The organism is Stenotrophomonas sp. EMP41 (assembly GCF_047495535.1).
Lineage (GTDB): Bacteria > Pseudomonadota > Gammaproteobacteria > Xanthomonadales > Xanthomonadaceae > Stenotrophomonas > Stenotrophomonas sepilia.
In genome coordinates this window covers 3,461,772-3,481,792 of the sequence record NZ_CP179923.1, presented here as the reverse complement: position 1 = coordinate 3,481,792, position 20,021 = coordinate 3,461,772, and the positions used below count along the sequence as shown (strand labels likewise).

Annotated in this window: 17 protein-coding genes; 11 read left to right on the top strand and 6 right to left on the bottom strand. The window is 67.0% G+C overall.

Annotation, left to right across the window (positions count from 1 at the left end; translation table 11 throughout):
• Positions 1-105: 105 nt before the first annotated feature.
• Together ACMGRF_RS15970 and ACMGRF_RS15965 are read left to right on the top strand one after the other, a co-directional pair.
• Positions 106-525 carry an H-NS family nucleoid-associated regulatory protein gene (locus ACMGRF_RS15970; RefSeq protein WP_414485924.1) on the top strand — a complete coding sequence of 140 codons (420 nt, stop codon included), beginning with the start codon at positions 106-108 and terminating at the stop codon, positions 523-525.
• 46 nt (positions 526-571) lie between these two features.
• The gene (locus tag ACMGRF_RS15965) at positions 572-979 is read left to right on the top strand and encodes a hypothetical protein (RefSeq protein WP_262223162.1); all 408 of its coding nucleotides are present in this window, start codon (positions 572-574) and stop codon (positions 977-979) included.
• A 22-nt stretch (positions 980-1,001) separates the two neighbouring features.
• Here ACMGRF_RS15965 and ACMGRF_RS15960 read toward each other — a convergent pair whose 3' ends face one another.
• A complete protein-coding gene (locus ACMGRF_RS15960) occupies positions 1,002-1,643 on the bottom strand; it encodes a glutathione S-transferase family protein (RefSeq protein WP_049438521.1) in 642 nt (213 codons plus the stop codon).
• Between the two features lie 467 nt (positions 1,644-2,110).
• Between ACMGRF_RS15960 and ACMGRF_RS15955 the strand changes: the two genes are divergently transcribed.
• Both ACMGRF_RS15955 and cml read left to right on the top strand, forming a co-directional pair.
• Positions 2,111-2,563, top strand: coding sequence for a PA2169 family four-helix-bundle protein (locus ACMGRF_RS15955; RefSeq protein ID WP_005419568.1), 453 nt, complete (start codon positions 2,111-2,113; stop codon positions 2,561-2,563).
• Positions 2,564-2,816: 253 nt separating this feature from the next.
• A complete protein-coding gene (cml, locus tag ACMGRF_RS15950; RefSeq protein ID WP_414485382.1) occupies positions 2,817-4,004 on the top strand; it encodes a CmlA/FloR family chloramphenicol efflux MFS transporter in 1,188 nt (395 codons plus the stop codon).
• A 70-nt stretch (positions 4,005-4,074) separates the two neighbouring features.
• Here the strand turns inward: cml and ACMGRF_RS15945 are convergent, their stop codons facing one another.
• Positions 4,075-7,425, bottom strand: coding sequence for an autotransporter domain-containing protein (locus ACMGRF_RS15945; RefSeq protein WP_414485381.1), 3,351 nt, complete (start codon positions 7,423-7,425; stop codon positions 4,075-4,077).
• 400 nt (positions 7,426-7,825) lie between these two features.
• Between ACMGRF_RS15945 and ACMGRF_RS15940 the strand changes: the two genes are divergently transcribed.
• Complete coding sequence (locus ACMGRF_RS15940; protein ID WP_049411972.1) at positions 7,826-8,026, top strand: hypothetical protein; 201 nt, start codon at positions 7,826-7,828, stop codon at positions 8,024-8,026.
• A 104-nt stretch (positions 8,027-8,130) separates the two neighbouring features.
• On the top strand, positions 8,131-8,481 hold the full coding sequence (locus tag ACMGRF_RS15935; protein WP_049411953.1) for a VOC family protein: 351 nt from the start codon (positions 8,131-8,133) through the stop codon (positions 8,479-8,481).
• Positions 8,482-8,800: 319 nt separating this feature from the next.
• On the opposite strand, the gene ACMGRF_RS15930 is transcribed toward ACMGRF_RS15935, so the two are convergent.
• Complete coding sequence (locus ACMGRF_RS15930) at positions 8,801-9,106, bottom strand: KGG domain-containing protein (protein ID WP_049411956.1); 306 nt, start codon at positions 9,104-9,106, stop codon at positions 8,801-8,803.
• A gap of 313 nt (positions 9,107-9,419) precedes the next feature.
• Entirely contained in the window at positions 9,420-9,884 is a 465-nt protein-coding gene (locus ACMGRF_RS15925; protein ID WP_049411958.1) for a MarR family winged helix-turn-helix transcriptional regulator, read from the bottom strand.
• Between the two features lie 50 nt (positions 9,885-9,934).
• Between ACMGRF_RS15925 and ACMGRF_RS15920 the strand changes: the two genes are divergently transcribed.
• From ACMGRF_RS15920 to ACMGRF_RS15910, 3 genes are all read left to right on the top strand, one after another.
• A complete protein-coding gene (locus tag ACMGRF_RS15920) occupies positions 9,935-10,846 on the top strand; it encodes a S41 family peptidase (protein WP_049411961.1) in 912 nt (303 codons plus the stop codon).
• Between the two features lie 98 nt (positions 10,847-10,944).
• Positions 10,945-11,838, top strand: a complete 894-nt coding sequence (locus ACMGRF_RS15915; RefSeq protein ID WP_049411964.1) for an NAD-dependent epimerase/dehydratase family protein — start codon at positions 10,945-10,947, stop codon at positions 11,836-11,838.
• 213 nt (positions 11,839-12,051) lie between these two features.
• Positions 12,052-14,583, top strand: a complete 2,532-nt coding sequence (locus ACMGRF_RS15910) for a methyl-accepting chemotaxis protein (protein WP_111190486.1) — start codon at positions 12,052-12,054, stop codon at positions 14,581-14,583.
• Between the two features lie 77 nt (positions 14,584-14,660).
• Here ACMGRF_RS15910 and ACMGRF_RS15905 read toward each other — a convergent pair whose 3' ends face one another.
• Entirely contained in the window at positions 14,661-15,047 is a 387-nt protein-coding gene (locus tag ACMGRF_RS15905; protein ID WP_049415323.1) for a DUF2628 domain-containing protein, read from the bottom strand.
• A gap of 214 nt (positions 15,048-15,261) precedes the next feature.
• Between ACMGRF_RS15905 and ACMGRF_RS15900 the strand changes: the two genes are divergently transcribed.
• Positions 15,262-15,432 carry a hypothetical protein gene (locus ACMGRF_RS15900; RefSeq protein ID WP_005419553.1) on the top strand — a complete coding sequence of 57 codons (171 nt, stop codon included), beginning with the start codon at positions 15,262-15,264 and terminating at the stop codon, positions 15,430-15,432.
• A 60-nt stretch (positions 15,433-15,492) separates the two neighbouring features.
• On the opposite strand, the gene ACMGRF_RS15895 is transcribed toward ACMGRF_RS15900, so the two are convergent.
• Positions 15,493-17,556, bottom strand: coding sequence for a TonB-dependent receptor domain-containing protein (locus ACMGRF_RS15895; protein ID WP_414485380.1), 2,064 nt, complete (start codon positions 17,554-17,556; stop codon positions 15,493-15,495).
• A gap of 496 nt (positions 17,557-18,052) precedes the next feature.
• On the opposite strand from ACMGRF_RS15895, the gene mdoH reads away from it, so the two are divergent.
• The gene (mdoH, locus tag ACMGRF_RS15890) at positions 18,053-19,978 is read left to right on the top strand and encodes a glucans biosynthesis glucosyltransferase MdoH (protein WP_049435601.1); all 1,926 of its coding nucleotides are present in this window, start codon (positions 18,053-18,055) and stop codon (positions 19,976-19,978) included.
• The last annotated feature ends 43 nt before the right edge of the window (positions 19,979-20,021 follow it).

The window sequence follows — 20,021 nt, the reverse complement described above, 5'->3', positions numbered from 1 at the left end:
GAGATGGCCGACCCGAGCGATCGGAGCCCACCGGCGGTGAAGCCTGTGTCTACGCGCCGGACAAGGCGCCTTGACAGCTGCCGCGCTGCAGTAGACCTTTCCCGCATGACGATCGATATTGAATCGCTCAGCCTTCGCGAGCTGGGTGCCCTGGTGGTTGCCGCTGAACAGCGGAAACAGCTGGTTTCCAGCCGCCGTCCGGCCAGTGCGGTGCGGCGGATGCTGAAGGCCGCCGCCGCCGAAGCCGGCTATACCCTTGAAGAACTCTTTGGTGGCCAAGCCTCGGAAACACCTGCGCCCGCCCGCAAACCCGCCCGCCGTAAATCCGGCAAAGTCGCACCCAAGTATCGCGACCCGGAATACAAGCGCCTGACCTGGACCGGCCGCGGGCGCATGCCGCGCTGGTTGGCGTCCAAGGTGTCGATGGGCCACAAGGTCACCGATTTCCTGATTCCTGGCTTGGCCAGGCCGACCGCTGGCAAGACCAGCACCATCGGCAAGCGGACCGTCATCAAGAAGGGATGAGGCTGCAGCACTGCTACCCTGTCCGGGTCTTTCGAAGGAGCACGGGATGGCACACGAGAGTGGCATGACGATCACGCCGAAAGTCCTGCACACAGCCGCAGGCGCGGCCGTGCTGGTCAGCCTGCTGGCCTGGGCGGTGGAATGGAGCGGGATGGCCTATGTCTGCCCGTACTGCCGCGTGCAGCGAACGGTCATCGGCGTGCTCGGCCTGCTGACGCTGTTCGCGCGCCCGGGGAGCCTCATCGTGCCCTGGTTGTCGTACACAGCGGGTGGCTTCGCCTTCGTGGTCGCAGCGATGCAGCACTTCAACGGCTGGAAACGCATTTCCGCCGGTGATTTCACTTTCAATGAGCAGTGGTACATCGACCCTTGGCTGTTGTCGGGCTGCGCAATGCTGCTCCTGGTGGCGCAGTTGATGCTGGTGCAGGCCGCCTGCCGGCGCAGGTTGCGCTGAAGACTCCGCGCGGGGCGCAGCGCTAGGCGTGCTGGAACACCGCCAGCTGCGCGGCGAACGCACGCTGATAGGCGGGCCGCTGCGTCGCGCGGGCCACATAGGCGGCCACCGTCGGATACTCGTCGAGCAACCCGCTGCTCTTCAGGCGCAGCAGCACCGAGACCATCATCAGGTCGCCCACGCTGAACTCGCCGTCCAGCCACAGCGCCTTGGCCAGCCATGTCGACAGTTGCGCCAGTCGCGCCCGAACCCGCTCATCCAGCATCGGCAGCCGTTGCGCGTACCACGGCTGCTCGCGCTCCAGCACCCAGGCCATGGAGCGCTCAACGATGGGTGGTTCCACCGTGTTCAGCGCAGCGAACACCCACATGAGCGCGCGCATGCGGGCGTCCGGATCGCGCGGCAGCAGGCCGGGGTGCTGTTCGGCCAGGTGCAGGACGATGGCGCCGGATTCGAACAGGGTCCGGTCGCCCTCCTGCCAGGTGGGAATCTGCCCGAACGGATTCCGTGCCAGGTGTGCAGGCTGCTTCATCTCGGCGAAGGTGAGCAGTTGTACGTCGTAGGCTACGGCCAGCTCCTCCAGTGCCCAGCGCACGCGCATGTCACGGGCCAGGCCCTGGCCGCGGTCGGGGGAGGTGGCGAAGGCGGTGAGGATGGGAGGCATGGGAGCAGTCCGCAGTCAAGGATGGCTTTGATGGTCTGACGAGCGAGTGTGCCGAAAATCGACATGGGGGCAGTGCCCTGCACGTCGCCTGCACGTGTCCTGCACGCACGCACCGTCGCCGATCCATCAGTCTGCCGGGGTCATCCGCAGAGACAGGCAGCAGGCATGAATACCCCCGGAAAACCGAAACCCAGTTGGCGCCAGAGAAACGTGCTGATGGGAGCACTCGTTGCGGTCCTGGTGATCGTGCTGATCATCCTCTTCGTCCCTTGGTGACCCTGCCCAGGATCGCTCGATGTGATCCACGCGCCACCGCCGCGTGAAAAAGTCAGTGCGGGTTGGGTGACGTGATGTGCGTATCAATCGTTGCTCACCCGGGAACCACACGGGCGTGTCCAGAGTGGATCCGCAGGCAGCGCAGTCGAGGCTGCTTTTCTCCCCTGAAACGAAGATACAGGAGCAACGCCATGAGCACCCAGTCCACCATCGAACATCGCCTCAACGACCTGATCGAGATCGCTCGTGACGGCAAGTCGTTCTACGAGGAGGCCGCAACCAAGGTGAAGGATGCCGAGCTGTCGGCCTTGTTCACCCGTATCGCCGGCGTCAAGGGCCGCATCGTCGCGGCGCTGAGCGGTTCGGTGGCTGCCAGCGGCGGCAAGCCGGCCGAGCATGGCACCGTGGTGGGTTCGATGCAGCAGTTCTACGGCAAGGTGCGTGCAGCCTTTGGTGACACCAACTATGGCTATGTGGCCGAGCTGGAAGAATCGGAAGACCGCCTGCTGGGCGCGTTCAAGGACGTGCTGAAGGACAACGAGCTTCCGCCGGCGGTACGTCAGGAAGTCACCCAGCTGTTGCCGGAAGTGCAGGAGTGCCACAACGTGATGCGCGCGCGCAAGCATGCGATGAAGGCGGCCTGACGATCAGCGGCGGCCCACTCCCCAGGGCCGCCGCGGCCGGGGCGGCACCGCTGCCCCGGCCACCCTGAATCGGTCGCTGCTACACTCTTGCTGGTCCCGCACTGCCAACGATCAGCACCATGAACAACGGGAACGGTCCGCAGACAGTTCGCTGAGCCGCAACAACGACGCAGACGTTGTTGCGGTGAACATCCCTGCGATGCATGCGAAGTGGATGGATCACCGCCGGACTCACTCTTGGCGGAGACTCCCCATGTTCAATCGACAGGCCCCGCGTTGGGCCCATTCGCTGCCGTCGGCGCTTGTCCTGATGGCGCCGTTCGATATCCTGGCCTCGCTGGCCATGGATATCTATCTACCTGTAGTGCACTTGATGCCCAGCGCGTTGGACGCATCGCCTGCGCGGGTGCAGTTGACGCTGAGCATCTACCTGCTGGTGCTGGGCCTGGGCCAGTTGTTGTTCGGCCCGTTGTCCGACCGGATCGGGCGCCGCCCGGTGCTGTTGCTGGGGGCGCTGCTGTTCACTGTCGCCTCGTTTGCGCTGGCGCTGTCCAGCAACAGCGGGATCTTCCTGGCCTGGCGCACAGTGCAGGCGATTGGCGCGTCGGCAGCGCTGGTAGCGACGTTTGCCACCGTCCGCGACGTGTACGCGGATGCACCGCAGGGGGCGTCCTTGTATGGACTGTTCGCTTCGATGCTGGCCTTCGTACCGGCGCTGGGGCCGATGCTGGGCGCACTGGTGGCTGCGGCAGCAGGCTGGCGCGCGATCTTCGTGCTGCTGGGTGTGCTTGGCCTGATCGCCGGCCTGCGCGCGCAACGCCAGTGGCAGGAAACCCGACCCGCAGGGCGCAGAGGCGCTGGACCGGCACTGCAGAAAATTCTTCGCAGTGGTGCCTTCTGGGTCTACACGCTGGGATTCAGTGCCGCGATGGGTACGTTCTTCGTGTTCTTCTCGATCGCACCGCGCGTGCTGGTCGAGCGCATGCAGTACTCCCAGATCACCTTCAGCCTGGCGTTCGCGACGGTGGCACTGGTGATGATCCTCACGTCGCGCGTGGCAAAGACGTTCATTGCACGCTGGGCAGTGCCTGGCACTTTCGTGCGTGGCCTGTGCGTGATGGTGGTGGGTGTGCTGGTGATGGCGCTCGCTGCGAAGTTGCCACGGTCATTCGCCAGCGTCGTGCTGCCCATGTGGGGCATCGCGGTGGGGCTGGTGATGGTGGTTTCGGTGGCTGCCAACGGCGCGTTGAGTGAATTTGCCGATGCGTCGGGTACGGCGGTGGCGCTCTACTACGCGATGCAGAGCCTGCTCGTGGCCTGCTTCGGGACACTGGCTACGGTGCTGCTGCCGGGCGATACGGTATGGCCGCTGGTGGCCTATGGGCTGTTGCTGCCAGTGGCCAGCCTGGTCGCCGCGGCGATGTTGCGCGGCCGCCGCTAGCCTCGGCCGGTGGAAAAAAAGGGGCGGCCATGAGGCCGCCCCAATCCTTCATGAGAACAGGTGACTGGAACTAGAAGCGTACCGACCAGCGCACGTTGGCGCTGTGGTCGCGGCTTTCATTGCCGAACTGGCCGCTGTAGCCCAGCTCCAGCTGCTGGCGCGCGGTCAGCCAGGCCGACAGGCCCAGTTCGGCCACCACCGCGTTGTCGGCAATCGGTGCGCCGTTGACCGCAAATGCCGTGCTTCCGTTGGCGAAGGCCAGGTTGGCGACCTGGCTGCGATCACCGGAAGCGCGGCGATAGCCGACGCCACCGCGCAGGTGCAGCCAGCTCTCCTGCTGGAACGAAGCCTTCAGTCCCTTGTCGAAGCGCAGGCCGGCAGTGGCAATCGTGGTTCCGGTATCGTCCACCTTGCCCTGCAGTGCCGCCGCTCCACCGCGTTCGTTGACGCGCTTGAGATCCACTTCGACGCGTGCGACCTGCAGGTAGGGCTCCAGCCCGGCTTCCGGGCCACCGAAGCGGTAGCCGGCTTCGATGAAGGCCTGGCGGGTACGGGCATCGTAGCGCGCGCTCAGGCTGTCGCTGAAGCCTGCGAAGGCGACATCACGCGTACTCTTCACCTCGTGCTTGCTCCACGCCACACCGCCACGCAGGCCGAAACCGCCCCAGTTGTGGCTGGCGTAGGCACCGAAGTGCGTGTTGTCGATCTTCGACTTGGCGCGACGCTCCTGCTGCTTCACGTCGGTGCGGCCCGTGCCGGCCAGCACGCCGACCTGCCAGCCGGAGAACTCGCGGTCGATGCCGACCAGCAGGCCGTTGCTGTTGGCTTCGGTGCGGGCAGTGTTGACGTCTCCGTCCAGCTTGCCGTTGCCACCGATGGCCTGCACCCACGCACCCGTCGCATCAGCCACGTCGCTACCGGGCGCGGCGGCGCCGGCATGGCGTGACAACGCGGCATCGCGCACGTAGCGGCTGCCCTCGACCAGGGCGAGGGCCGTGGCCGGATGCAGCTCGCCGCTGAGGCCATCGAGCACGCCTCCGACCTGCTGCGGGAACAGCTGGGTCAGTGGTTTGGGCAGGCCCTGGGCGATCGGCAGCAGGTCGGCGGCGGCCGCCACGGCACGCTGGTTGGGCGTGTGCGCGGCGGTGGTCAGCGATGCACCACGGGCCACATCGATGCGCGTGCCGTTGGCGCCGTAGGCCAGGCTGAACTGCAGGAACGGGGAGAACGCGCTGAAGTCGGTCCTGGCGAACTGCCCGTTGACGCCTCCGTCGGCACGCAGGAAGTTGAACTGCTCGCCCAGGTAGTACACGCCCGGTTCCGGCAGCGCGACCAGCGTGCCGCCAAGGGTGGCGGTGCCGGTCACGTGCAACTGGTCACTGCGGCCACCCGGGGCCAGCTCGGCGGCATAGACGCCGGTGGCGCCCTGCACGTAGTTGCCGTTGATGGTGAGCGTGCCGATCGAGTTGCCCGGCGCGATGATGCCGTCCACGCGGGTATTGCCGAGCGTGCCGACGCCCTTCAGCAGGCCATTGGCGCCGACCGTGGTGGTGCCGCCGGCCTGCGTGCCGTTGAAGGACACCACGCCGCCGTTGATCACCAGGTTGCTGTTGTTCAGCACGCCGCTGGCGCTGACCGTGCTCACGCCACCGGTAGTGGTCAGTGCGGTGGAGACCAGGCTGCCGTTGAGCAGCAACTGACCGCCCTGTACTTCGACCGCCGAGGCAAGCGTGTTGGCGCCGTTCAATTCCAGCGTACCGTCCTGCAGTACCGCGCCGTTGAAGCTGTTGTTGCCGCTCAGGCGCAGCCAGCCGATACCGGATTTGGTCAGCTTGCCAGGGCCACCGATGTCGTTGGTCCAGTTGTCCCAGGCATCGCCTTCCCAGACTTTCAGGCCGCCGGCCTTCTGGTTCATCACCACGTTGGTGTCCACGCGCAGCGAGCCATAGCCTTCGATGGCCTTCTTCAGATCCACCATGCCCCAGCCGTAGATCGGATCGATGCCTGCTGCACCCAGGTCACGTGCGGTGGTCAGCAGTACGTCGCGGACCTGGGCGTTGTCCAGATAGGGGAAGCGCTCCATCAGCAGGCCGAGCGCGCCGGTAATGTGCGGCGCCGCCATCGACGTACCCGTCTTGGTGCCATAGACATACTGGGTGTTCTCGCTGTCGATGATCAGCCGCACGTAGGCGGAGGTGTTTTCGATGCGGCCCTGGATATCACCGGAAACGATGGTGCTGACGATGTCGGTACCGGGTGCCGAGATGCACCAGTTGGCGGCAACGCCGCAGATGCTGGAACTGCCATCGATCACGTAGTCCGTTTCGCCCGCAGCGGCGTTGGGCCGGCGGACGTTGGCGACCGCCAGCCAGTACGGTTCCAGTTCGGGCTTCCAGCGCGGCATGGCGGCCGTGATTCCGGCGACGGCGCCGCTGCCGTTGCCAGCCGACCACACCTGGATGAGGGTGGAGCCCGGGGTATCGCCATTGCTGGCGTAGATGCTGCCGTACACGCCGTAGTCGGCACCGATGCTGGCGTACTGCTGGTCCAGCGCGGCGGCGGTCATGTTGCGCGTGGAAATGCCCCAGCTGTGGTTGATGGCACGCACGCCCTGCGCCTGGATCTGTGCATACATGTCCAGCGTGGCGGCGTCATCCGGATCGGTGCGGTACACCGCGCGCGGGCGATAGTAGTTGTCCGGATCCAGGCGCCACTCATAGTAGGTGTCGCCAAACACGCGGGCAGCCGTGAGATCCGCACCAAAGGCCACGCCATGCATGCCGTTGCCATTGCGGTTGGCGCCGATGGTGCCAAGCACATGCGTTCCGTGGTCGGCATAGCTGAAGCCATAGGGCTGGCCGGCGGCGATCAGACGTGCCGCGAGTGCGGCCGGAACGCCGGCACCGAGGCCGTAGTAGTTGTAGCCGGGCTGTTCGCCGCGGGTCTGCCCGCAGGCACCGGTCCCCGCGACCACACCCGGCGTCGCACAGTCGGCACCGATGGTGATGCTGGAGGTATTGCGTCCTGCAAACTCCGGATGCGCCAGCGCGGAGCCCGAGTCGAACAGCGCCAGGCGTACGCCCTTGCCGGTCAGGCCGCGTGCATAGGCGTAGTCCGCGCCCATCGCGCCCAGGCCCCAATCGGCGTTGAATTCATCGCTGCGCCAGCTGGCGGGATCGCCGGGGGTGCCAAGAACGGCGGTACTGCTGGCGGCAGGTGCAGCGGTTGTCGCTGCGGGTGCCGTGATGGCAGCGGGCTGCGCCCACGCGGCCTGCAGCTGGCGCTGCTGCTGCCAGGCCTCGAGTGATTCGCTGGCCATGGCTGGCAGGGCGGTGGCCAGCAGCAGCGAGCTGGCGACGGCAAGCGCCAGCGGGCGGTGCGACAGGGAGCGGGACGAACGGCCATACAGCGGGTGATTCATCGGACAACTTCCTTGGTTGACGGACATCAAGGCCGTTAACGGCAAGGCAAGGCGACATCCCCCAGTGATGTGAAGACAATTTTATGAACGCGTTAATTTTCTGTGACGGGCATCTGCGGCGGCTCCGCCGGGCAGCGCACCGTGACTCTCTTTCCGAGGTGCTGGAGCCGTCTTGCCGGGGCCGGTGGCGGGTCCGACGCGCTGCCGCACAACCCGCCGGACGAGCGCGGCAATTCGCCGATCCTGCCGTGGCGCAACCGGGATGAGCTGGCCGCGCCGCTGCGTGTGCTGGGTCCGCTGCAACACTGCGTCGAGCCGCAGCCGCCTTCACCCGGCGTCCTGTGTGCAGCGCTATGGTGGCCTGGCCTGGGCTCACCAGGCTTATCAAGGAGTGATGTCGATGCGTACTTTCAGGAAAGTGATCGCCGGTGCTGTGTTCGCGTTGGCCTGCAGCGGCTCGGTGGCCGTGGCCGGACCGGTCCAGCCCTGCGATCTGCCCTGCTGGAAGGCTTACCAGGCGTGTGTATCCGGTGGTGGTGATGCCATGGAATGCCAGTACGAATACGATCGATGTGTCATGGAGCGCTGCGGCGCGGTGTAAGCCCGGCCATGCTCGGCTGAAGACGGGCCCCGTCCGTGACGGGGCTCTTCTGTTCGTGCGCGAGGTCGGGCAGTCTCGACGCATTCTTCCTGCTGGAGTGGAACATGGCCGTCAAGCGTGTCGTCGCCAACATCGCCACGCCCGATCCCGCACGTGCCGCGGCGTTCTATGGCGAGCTGCTCGGCATGCCGGTAGTGATGGACCATGGCTGGATCGTCACCCACGGCGGGCAGGGCAGTGCGCTGGCGCAGGTCAGCTTCGCCAGTGAAGGAGGCTCCGGCACGCCAGTGCCGGACCTGTCGATCGAAGTGGACAATCTGCAGGACGTGCTGGAGCGCATGCGCGCGGCGGGCATTGCGCTGGAATATGGCCCGGCCGACGAACCCTGGGGCGTGCGGCGCTTCTTCGTCCGCGATCCGTTCGGTCGCTTGCTGAACATCCTCGCCCACGCCTGAGCGGTGGATAGTGCCTCAGCCGCGCCTGGTGGCGCGCGCGGGGCGAGGTGACACGCCAACCATGCGCAGGCAATCGGCCACCACCGCAGTGAAGGTGTCCGCGTCCTGCGCGGGCGCAGCGATCAGGTCCTCGGTGGCCACGCAGGCGCGCGCTGATCCCGCAGCCGACGTCATCCCTGCCCGGGACGTGGACGCTGGCCTGGTATCGCGGCGCGATGGCCAGCGGCTCCGGCTGGGCGATGACCGTCTCCGGCGTGCTGGCCCTGCTCGCGGCACCCGGGCTGCCCCGGCAGCGCAGGCGCGCCTGAACGCGCCGCGGTCAGCCCTGCTGGCGTTGTGGACCGTCCCTCGTTGGCGTCGCTTCGGCCCCCTGCCGCTGCTGCTGCCGTGCATTGGCGTGGCGAGCGTGCCCGCCTTCGCGACCGATCGCTGCCATATGCTGGCGGTTGCGGCTGATCGCCTCGCCGCCCTTGCGGCCGGCCACGCGTGCCTCGGCCGGGCTGAACTCATGTGCATTGCCGGACGCATGCGCGGCGCGTCCCCCCTTTGCGGCGATCGCGCGCTGCTTGTCCTGGTCCATCGAGGCGAAGCCACGATGGGAAGTGCCGTGGTGCTGGTCGGCCATGGGAAGTCTCCCGTTGCATGGAAGGGAAGCTCATCCTTGCCGCTGCCCGGCTAAGGGAGTGTCCGCACCGGCGTTGCTGCCTTCACGCCGCACCGTGCTGCCTTTCACGGCGCAAGTACCCTGCTGCGCGCACCGCCCTGCTTGGCCAGGGCGGGCGAACATGGGGTTGGCTGCCCGCACTGGAAGGACCATCCACAGATTCGGATGGCTTGTCTTGCTGGCCTGCGCTGCGCCGGCCCAGGCGGACTGCGCGTGACCAACGGCAGCTGGACCTTCGTCAGCGAAATCGAGATGGCCGCCGAGCAGGAGCGCGTCAGCGCCGGCGCGCGTCCTGCAGGCGCTGGGTGAAGGGGCGCTGTTCGAGCGCGGCAAGTGCTTCGCGCAGTACCTGCTCCAGCGGCTGCCCCAGATCGGCATCGAGGCTGCGCGCCGCTACGGCAGTGGCCTGCCATTGCGCCTGCAGCGCAGGCAGTGCCCGCTGCGCGCGCGGGCTCAACTGCAGGATGCGTTCACGTCCATCGTCGCCGCTGGCCGCGTGCAGCCAGCCATCGCGCACCATCGCCGCCACGGTCTGGCTGAGCGCCGAATGGCTGAGCCCGCAGGCCGATGCCAGGTCCTTGATCCGGCAGGGGCCCCGCGCCATCAGCGTGCGCAGCACCGGTGTGTAGCGGGGCCGGTAGTCCAGTTGCAGGTCCCGGTAGGCCTGCTCGACCGCCGGGTCCAGCTGGTCGAGCAGGGCGCGCAGCAACGTGCCGAGCGTGGCGTGTTGGAGATCCATGACCGGGATGATATATAAGTGCTTATATATATTCAACGCGGAGGTGGTTGATGGCAGTGTCCTGGATGCTCGGTGCGTTGCTGGCAGCGGCCTGCCCGGCGCAGGATGGAGTGCTGCGCGCGGCGGCCACCGCCGTGCAGGCGCAGTACCTTGACGAGGCGGAGGGCGCCCGTATCGCCGATGCCCTGCGCACCTGGTCGATGCAGCAGCGCTATGCGGACAGCTGTTCGGATCCGGTTGCGTTCAGCGCACGCCTGAACCAGGACCTGGACATGTTCGATGGCCACTTCCACGTTGAACGCGTGGACGCAGCGGCCGGCCAGGACGACTGGTTGATGGCCTGGCGCGCCGATGCCCGCAGCAATGGTGCCGGCGTGCGCGAGGTGCGGGTGATGGAGGGCAACATTGGCTACCTGCGACTGAGTACCTTCTATCCGCTGGATCTGGCGCGCCCGAAGTTCGCTGCGGCCCTTACCGTGCTGGCTGACACCGATGGCCTGGTGCTGGATCTGCGCCAGAACGGGGGCGGCGACGATGCAAGTGCCGACCTGCTGGTACGCACGCTGCTGGACGCGAAGATCGACGCGGTGCAGCAGCTGGACCAGCGCGGCCGGCGCACGCCGGTACCGCTGCCGCCTGCCAGCCTGCCTGCGTACCTGAAACCGCTGGTGGTGCTGATCGACCGCCGCACCGCTTCGGCGGCCGAATTCGTCGCCTATTCGCTGCAGGCACTGGGCCGCGCGCGGATTGTCGGCACGCGCAGTGGCGGTGCCGCGCATATGTTTGGTGATCCTGTGCTTCTGCCCGATGGCTATCAGATCAGTATTCCCGACCGGCAACCCATCAATCTGCGCACCGGTGGCAACTGGGAACGTACTGGCGTGAGGCCTGATGTGGCCGGCGGCGACGATCCGCTGTTCATCGCGCGGCAACTGCTGGCGCCTGCGAAGTCGTCAAGATGAACGCACGATTGCATGGCTGTCCTATCGCGGATGCGCGATTGCATGCCTAGAATCGAAGCATCCCGGTAGTTCCCGGGCGCTTCGAGTGAATGGACTCAATGAAGATTCTGTTGACCGGCAGTTCCGGCCGCATCGGGCGCGCGATCTTCGGTGCGTTGGCGGCCGCCCACGAAGTGGTGGGGCTGGACCGCAGCCCGTTTGCCACCACGCGCATCATTGCCGATGTCAGCGATCGGCAGGCCGTCGCGCGCGCGATGCAGGGCGTGGATGCGGTCATCCATACCGCGGCCCTGCATGCCCCACATGTCGGCCTGGTGCCGGATGCGGTGTTCCAGCAGATCAACGTGGATGCCACGGCGCACCTGCTGCAGGCGGCACGCGAAGCCGGTGCACGGCGCTTCGTGCTGACCAGCACCACTGCGTTGTATGGCCATGCCGTGGTGGCCGGTGGCTGCCGTTGGATCGACGAAGACACCGAGCCGCTGCCGCGCACGATCTACCACCGTACCAAGCTGCAGGCAGAGACCCTGGCCGAAGCCGCCGCTACGCCGGGCTTCAGCGTTCGCGTGCTGCGCATGGGCCGGTGTTTCCCGGAACCGCCCGAACGGATGGCGATGTTCCGCCTGCACCGCGGCATCGACGCCCGCGATGTGGCCAGCGCACATGCTGCACTGCTGCTCGACGAAGGCGCCCCGTTCGCGCGCTACCTTGCCTGTGCGCCGACGCCGTTCCGGCGCGAGGACTGCCTGGAGCTGGCCACCCACCCGCGCAGCGTGCTGGCCCGTCGCGCGCCGCAGCTGCTGGCCGAATTCGAACGCCGTGGCTGGCCGCTGCCATTGAGCATCGACCGTGTCTACGACAGTGCCCGCCTGCGCGGCGCGCTGGGCTGGAAACCGTGCTTCGGGCCGGACGACGTGCTTCAGCAGTATGCCGTCGGCAGCATCGAGGTACTGCCGCGGGCACAGTGGATCAAGGACCGCGTGGCCGAGTGAGGGCATCGCGAGGGGGGGGGGCGCTGAGCCGACCCTGAGCGGATTCAGGAATGTGCAGGCCTACCGCCTCAACCTCGTTGGCGGGCGGCCGCTAACCCAGTGCGCTTCCAGCGCCGGGCGCGCCCCGGCGGCCGGTGGCCTGCGCGACGGATCGCGCGCCTGCGCGGTGCCCTCGTGGTGCCGGTCGTCCTGAACTGCCCTGCGGACCCTCCCATGTCTTCTTCCCGCTCTGCCACTGCCCAACGCCCGGGCAGCATCGCCCACAAGTTGATGCTGGGCACCGCCGTGATCGCGCTGCTGTGCTTCGGCCTGACCGCCTTCCTGATCTACCGGCAGGCCAGCGCCAGTCTGATCAGCGCCTCGCGCCAGACCATGACCAGCGAGGCCAACGCCGAGGCGCGCCAGGTGGCGGCTGATCTGGGCACCGCTTTCGCCAGCAATGACGCCATGGTCGAGGCCGTGCTGGCCCAGCGTGCCCGTGGTGACATCCCCGACCGCGCCAGCCTGGCGGCGGTGCTCGGCGAACAGCTGCGTGCTCATCCTCAATGGCTGGGCAAGAGCACCATGTGGGAGGCCGATGCCTTCGACGGCAAGGATGCGGAGTTCGTCAATACCGAAGCACACGATGCCACCGGCCGCTACATGAGCTACTGGGCCTGGCAAGACGGCAAACCGCAGCAGTCGGTGATGACCGACTACACCGAGACTGCCAGCGGTTCCGGTGACTGGTACATGGTGCCCAGCCGCGACAAGCTGCCCAAGGTCAGCGAACCTTACGCCTATGACATCGCCGGCCAGAAGGTGCTCATGAGCACCCTGAGCACGCCGATCATCGAGAACGGCAGATTCCTGGGCGTGTTCACCGTCGACTTCTCGCTGGCAGCGCTGCAGAAGCACCTGGCAACGCTGAAGCCGATGGGGGCTGGCCGCGTCGAACTGCTGTCGCCGAAGGGCGTGGTGCTGGCCTCGGCCAATGCCGCCGAGATCGGCAAGCCGCGCAACGATGCGCTGACCCGCAGCATGCTGGCCGACATCGCCGCCGACCGTCCGTTCGAGGCCTTCAGCCCCGACGCGGCCGGCAACGTACGCGTGTACGTGCCGCTGCGCGTGGGCGACGCCCCGCAACGCTTCGCGCTGGGCGTGGTGATGCCGCATGCGGTGATCGTGTCTGAGGCACGCCAGCTGCTGTGGCTGACCCTGCTGGTCGGCGTGATCGCCGCGCTGACCCTCAGCGCCGGTGTCTACGTGCTGCTGCGCCGCCTGGCAATCCGCCCGTTGGCCGAAGCGGTGCGCGTGGCCGGGGATGTCGCCGCCGGCAAGCTGGACAGCACGCTGCCGGCGCGCAGCAACGACGAAGTGGGGCGCCTGCTGGACGCGATGCAGGGCATGCGTGGGCAGCTGCAGTCGGTGATGGCTGCGCAGGCCGAAATGGCGCGCCGCCACGATGCCGGTGAACTCAGCTATCGCATGGATGCTGCGGCCTTCCCGGGCGAGTACGGCCGCATGGTGGCCGACAGCAACCAGCTGGTGGCCTCCAGCAATGCGGTCACCCAGCGCCTGGTTGAAGTGATGCAGTGCTATGCCGTGGGCGACCTCAGCGTGGACATGGAAGCGCTGCCGGGCGAGAAGGCGGTGTTCACTGCCGCAATGGCGACCACCAAGCGCAACCTGGCTGCGATCAACGAGCAGATCCAGCAGCTGGCCGCCGCCGCCGCCGCCGGTGACTTCGCTGTGCGCGGTGATGCACTGCGCTTCGACCATGATTTCCGCCGCATGGTGGAGACCCTGAACACAATGATGCAGGTCAGCGACCACAACCTGGCGGCACTGTCGACGCTGCTGCGCGCGATCGCCGCCGGTGACCTCAGTACCCGCATGCAGGGCGACTTCCACGGGGTGTTTGCGGTGATGCGCGACGATGCCAACAGCACCGTGCAGCAATTGACCCAGATCGTGGGCCAGATCCAGCAGTCGGCAGCCAGTATCCGCCTGGCCGCCGGTGAGATCGCGGCCGGCAACAGCGACCTGTCGCGCCGCACCGAACAGCAGGCCGCCAACCTGGAGGAAACCGCCGCGTCGATGGAAGAACTGACCTCCACCGTGCGCCAGAACGCCGACCATGCGCTGCAGGCAAACACGCTGGCCGGTTCCGCAGCGGGCGTGGCCAGCGAAGGCGGCCAGGTGGTCAGCCAGGTGGTGCACACCATGGAGCAGATCGAGGCGTCTTCGCAGCGCATCGCCGAGATCATCTCGGTGATCGATGGCATCGCGTTCCAGACCAACATCCTGGCGCTGAACGCCGCAGTGGAAGCGGCGCGCGCCGGTGAACAGGGCCGTGGCTTCGCAGTGGTGGCCAGTGAAGTGCGCGCGCTGGCGCAGCGCTCGGCGGGTGCTGCCAAGGAGATCAAGGAGCTGATCGACGCCTCGGTGGCCCAGGTCGGTGCCGGCGCGCAGCTGGTGCACGGTGCGGGGCGCACCATGCAGGACATCGTCGGTCAGGTCGGCCGGGTCAACGAGATCATGGCCGAGATCTCGGCCGCGTCGCGCGAACAGTCGGCCGGCATCGAGCAGGTCAACCAGACCGTGGTGCAGATGGACGAAACCACCCAGCAGAACGCCGCGCTGGTGGAGGAAGCCAGTGCCGCCGCCCGTGCGATGGAGGAGCAGGCCGAGCAGCTGGCGGTGGCGGTGTCGCGCTTCCGCCTGCAGGCCGAGCCGGAGGGCATGGCCCGCCGCGCGGCCTGATGCCGGAAACGAAGACGCCCGGCGGGTGCCGGGCGTCGGATGCATCCTTGCCGCGCATCCTGCGCAGGTCTGATGGCTCAGAACATTCCTTCAAACGGATTCCAGCTGGCGCGTCCTTCCACCTTTTCCAGGTAGTAGCTGTAGTTGGTGCTGGAGGCGACCAGCAGGTTCATGGCGATGAACAACATGCGCCCGACGATGTCCGGCAGGAACATGGTGACGATGGCCAGCGCGATGTTGATGCCGATCACCACCAGTGCCTTGCGCCACATGCCGAGAATCAGCAGGTAGATGGCACCGAAGAACAACGCGAAGAAGTTCAGGTTGATCTTCAGGCGGTCGCCAAAGGACAGTGCCTTCCAGGCCTGCTTGAAGCCGGGGTTCTTGGGGGCGCCGTGCTGGCGGAAGAAGTTGAAGCGGAACTGCCACTTGGGGCTGAACTGGGAGAGGTCAGTGGTATTCATTGGGAAACATCCCTGTGAGAAAACGTTTTCATGATAGGACAAGTCCCATTCAGGATCCAAGCGCTACCGTCAAGAATGTGACGCCTGCCTTGTTCCCGCGCCTGCGGCCAAGCGCCGCGCCGTCACCCACCCGCCTTGTTTTTAGGATAGGGTGCGCAGTTCCGCTGCCGCCCCGGCTGAACCCGTGCGGCGGCGGGATGTCCATGGAGGTTGCATGACCACACCTGCTACACCGGAAAACGCACCGGGACCGGTGCTCCTGCCGACACCTGAAGTGGTGCAGGCACAACAACTGCTCGCACGCCAGCAACTGGCGGTGGCGATGGACCGTGCGCGCACGGCCGCCACGCGGGATGCGGCACCGGCCGCGCTGGAAAGCGAGTAACCCGCAACACCGTCGATCGCGCTGGCATGTCGCCAGCGCGATCACGGCGCGTGCCGCCGGTCAGAACCGCGCGGTCATGCTCAGGAAGTAGCTGCGCCCGGCGACGAAGTAGTCGGTGGAGCCTTCCGCATACAGCTTCTTGTCGGCCAGGTTGCTGACGCCACCGCGGAGGGTCAGCACTTGGTTGACGTTCCATGCCGCGGTCAGGTCATACAGGGTATAGGCCTTGAGGAACGTCGTGGCGGTGCCGGTCTGCTTGCCGGTGTACTGCGCCGACAGGCTGCCGGAAAACACCGTGCTGGGCGTCCAGTCCAGCGACGAATAGCCGGAGAACTCCGGCGTATCGATCAGGTTGCGGCCGGTGGTCAGATTCTTGGCTTCCTTCATCCAGGTCGCCGAGGTGCGCCAGCGCCACTGCTCGCCGAAGCGGACGTTGAGGTTGCCTTCCATGCCGCGGGTGCGCGCGCGCTGTACGTTGCTCATGCGCGTCCACCAGATGCCATTGAACCGGCCCAGCGGTGCGTATTCGATCTTGTTCCGGAAGTCGGTGTGGAAATAGGTCACGCCGACATCGATCAGGTCATTGTCGAAGCTGATGCCGATCTCGCGGTTGGTGCTGGTCTCCGGATCCAGGTCCGGGTTGCCGGCCATGTAGCACCCGCCGCGGGTGTAGCCCAGCGGAATCAGCGAGGTGCAGCCGCGGCCCCCGGACTGGGTAGCGGCACTGGCCGAATTCTCGGTCAGGCTGGGCGCACGGAAGCCCTTGGAGACGCCACCGCGGATCGTCCACTGTTCGGCAGGGTGCCACACCAGGTACGCACGCGGGCTGACGTGGCCGCCGAACTGCTCGTGATGGTCCAGGCGCGCGCCCACGGTCAGGGCCAGGGTGCGGTGCAGTTTCAGCTCGTCCTCGGCAAACAGCGCCCAGGTGTCCACGTCCAGAGTGGAGCCGCTGACCGCGTTGCCGGCATAGTCGATCGGCGCGCGGCCGATGGTGTCGGTGTTGGTCAGCTCCTGCCGCTTCCATTGGCCGCCTGCGGCGAACTGGTGCTCAACGCCGAGGGTGAACGGCGTGGTCAGGCTGCCCTCGATGATCGTATCGGTCGCTTCGGAACGGCCGGCAGCACCGATGTCGTTCTTGTACTCGGTCCAGTACGCACTGATCTTCGAATTGCCGAAGCGCCACCTGCCATCGTGGTTGAGCGCCAGCGAGCTGCGCTTGAGCTCACTGGCACCCCAGGCACCTTCGTCCTGCTTTTCCAGCGACGCATCGATGAAGGCCTGCTGCACGCCGTGCCCGGCTTCCAGTGACAGTTCCTGTGCGTCGCTCAGCTTCCACTGCAGCAGCGCATCGACATTGCGATCCTTCTCGCCTGCATAGGCATTGCCGTAGACACCGCCGTTGGAGCGGTCCGAATCGCGGCGCATGCTGTTGGCGCCGATGCGCAGGCCGAAGCGTTCGCCCAGCGGTCCGGAGAAAGTGGCGCCGATCTGCTGGGTATCGCCGCGCTTGCCGTCAGCCGGGCGGGTGTAGCTGTGGGTGGCGCTGCCGTTCCATTCGTCGCCGATGCGCCGGGTGATGATGTTGATCACCCCGCCCATCGCATCGGAGCCATACAGCGACGACATCGGCCCGCGCACCACCTCGATGCGCTCGATCTGGTCCGGAGAGATCCAGTTCAGGTCCTGGCGGCCGAGGTCGGGGCGATAGTGGGTCGAGGCCGAGCTGCCGATGCGCTTGCCGTCCACCAGCACCAGCGTGTAGTTGGACGGCATGCCACGCAGCTTGATCTTGGACTGCTCGCCGACGGCGCTGAGGCCGCCGGTCACGCCCGGTACGCGGCTGAGCAGGGCGGCCAGGTCCGGTACCGGCTGGCGCTCGATGTCCTCACGACCGATCACGCTGATGCTGGCCGGGGCATCCTTGATCCACTGCTGGCTGCCTGAAGCCGTGACCACCACGGTATCCAGGTCCTTGGTGGAGGCAACGGCGGCGGCCTCTGCGGCGGCCAGGCCGGGCAGGGCCAGCAGGCAGGCGGTGGCCAGGCGGGCGGTGGCCAGGCGGGCGGTGGCCAGGCGGGTGCGCGGCAGGCGCGCGGAACGGGAACGGGACGACAGGGACATGACGGCTTCCATGGGGGGTGGGGTGACCCGGTGGAAGCAGCAGGCGCAGGTAGACAGCAGGCAGCCACCCCTTCCGTGGGTCATCGGGTGCGCGGTCTGGACCGGCGCAGCTGGGTGGGTCGCGGCCGTGCGGAAGACGGTGACCTGCCTGGTTAATGAAATGATAACCGTTCGCGTTTGTTACGATCCAGTATCGGGGGCGATGCCGTGACATCTGGCCATGCCCTGGCGTGATCGCCTGCTACTTGCTGAATGGGGACAAATCCCGGTGTAGACCTTCGCACCCGGCTTACATTCTGGGCCCTAGACTGGGCCGCATTTTCGATTCCGCCCCGTTGGAGATCGTGTGGGTTCCGGTAGTGACAGACATCGACTGTGCGGCGTGAGGCCGACACAGCCAGGACAAGTGCGGGCGCCGGGAAAGCGCGCCGGGAACCTTGGTGCATGCAGCCCGGCCGGGATGGCCGGCCGTGCCGACGGCGCGGAGTAAGCGACGATGGGGGTGCAGACCATCCATGCGGAAGCAGGAACGCCCCGGCTCGATGCCGGCTGGGCGCTGCTGCCCGCTGAATCGCCGTTGCCGATGCCCGAACAGACCCTGCGCGAAGGCGCACTGAAGGTCCGGCGGCATCGCACCTCGCCGCGCCTGATCGGCCTGCGCCGGCTGTACCTGTTTGGTGGCACGCTCGGCATGACCGCGGTGGCTACGCGGATGATGTGGCGGGTGCTGTCGGCCAATGGCATCAGCGTGCTCGAAGCCTGCCTGCTGGTGCTGTTCGTCGGGCTGTTTGCCTGGATCGCGCTCTCGTTTGCCAGCGCCCTGGCCGGCTTCCTGACCGCCGTGTTCGACCGGGGCTATCGGCTCGGCATCGACCCGGACAAGCCGTTGCCGGCCGTGCACAGCCGTACTGCGCTGTTGATGCCGACCTACAACGAAGACCCGCGCCGCCTGCTGGCGGGCCTGCAGGCGATCTACGAGTCGGTGGCGGCCACCGGCCAGCTCGACCGCTTCGACTTCTTCGTGCTCAGCGACACCCGCCGCGAGGACATCGCTGCTGCCGAGGAACAGGTGTTCGCCGAGCTGCGCGAGCGTGTGCCGGAGGGGCAGGCGCGCCTGTTCTATCGACGCCGTGGTGACAACAGCGGGCGCAAGGCCGGCAACATCGCTGACTGGGTCCGCCGCTTCGGTGGTGCCTACCCGCAGATGCTGATCCTTGACGCCGACAGCCTGATGACCGGCGACAGCATCGTGCGCCTGGTGGCCGGCATGGAGCACAACGCCGACGTCGGCCTGATCCAGACCCTGCCGTCGGTGATCGGTGGCCGCACCCTGTTCGCGCGCATGCAGCAGTTCGGTGGCCGCGTGTACGGGCCGGTGATCGCCCGTGGCGTGGCGTGGTGGCATGGCGCCGAAAGCAATTACTGGGGCCACAACGCGATCATCCGCACCCGCGCCTTCGCCGACCACGCCGGCCTGCCGGCGCTGCCGGGGCGCAAGCCGTTCGGCGGGCACGTGCTCAGCCACGACTTCGTCGAAGCAGCGCTGATGCGCCGTGGCGGCTGGGCCGCGCACATGGTGCCCTACCTTGGTGGCAGCTACGAGGAAGGCCCGCCGACGCTGACCGACCTGCTGGTGCGCGACCGCCGCTGGTGCCAGGGCAACCTGCAGCACGGCAAGGTGGTCGGCAGCCGCGGCCTGCACTGGATCAGCCGCACGCACATGCTGATCGGCATCGGCCACTATTTCACCGCACCGATGTGGGCGATGCTGATGCTGATCGGCATCGCCATCCCGCTGTTCCAGGAAGGCATTGATTTCAACGCCCTGCTGCACCTGTCGCCCAGCGTGTACTGGCGCGCACAGGATGAAGAGCAGGTGGTGCGCCTGTTCGCCGCCACCATGGCAGTGCTGCTGCTGCCCAAGGTGCTCGGCTACCTGGCAATGCTGCTGGACCCGGTCGACCGCCGCGGTTGTGGCGGTCCGATCCGTGCTTTCGTATCGATGCTGGTGGAAACCGTGCTGGCCGCGCTGATGGCGCCGGTGGTGATGTACGTGCAGTCACGCGGCGTGGCCGAAGTGTTGTCCGGGCGCGATTCCGGCTGGGACGCGCAGCAGCGTGACGACGGCGGCATCTCGTGGATGGCGTTGATCCGTGGCTACGGTGGCCTGGGTGTGTTCGGCGCCTTCATGGGCGTGCTGGCCTGGGCGGTATCGCCGTCGCTGGCGGCCTGGATGGCGCCGGTGGTGATCGGCATGGTTCTGGCCGTTCCGGTGGTGGCGCTGACCTCCTCGCGCGGCCCCGGTGCTTTCCTGCATCGCCTCGGCCTGCTCGATATTCCCGAAGAGAACATTCCGCCACCGGTGCTGGTACGCGCCGCGCAGCTGCGGCGGGAAGCGGCCGAGCAACCGCCGCTGTACTGATTGCCCCGCGCCGGCGGCATAATGCGGCTCGAACTTGAAGGAG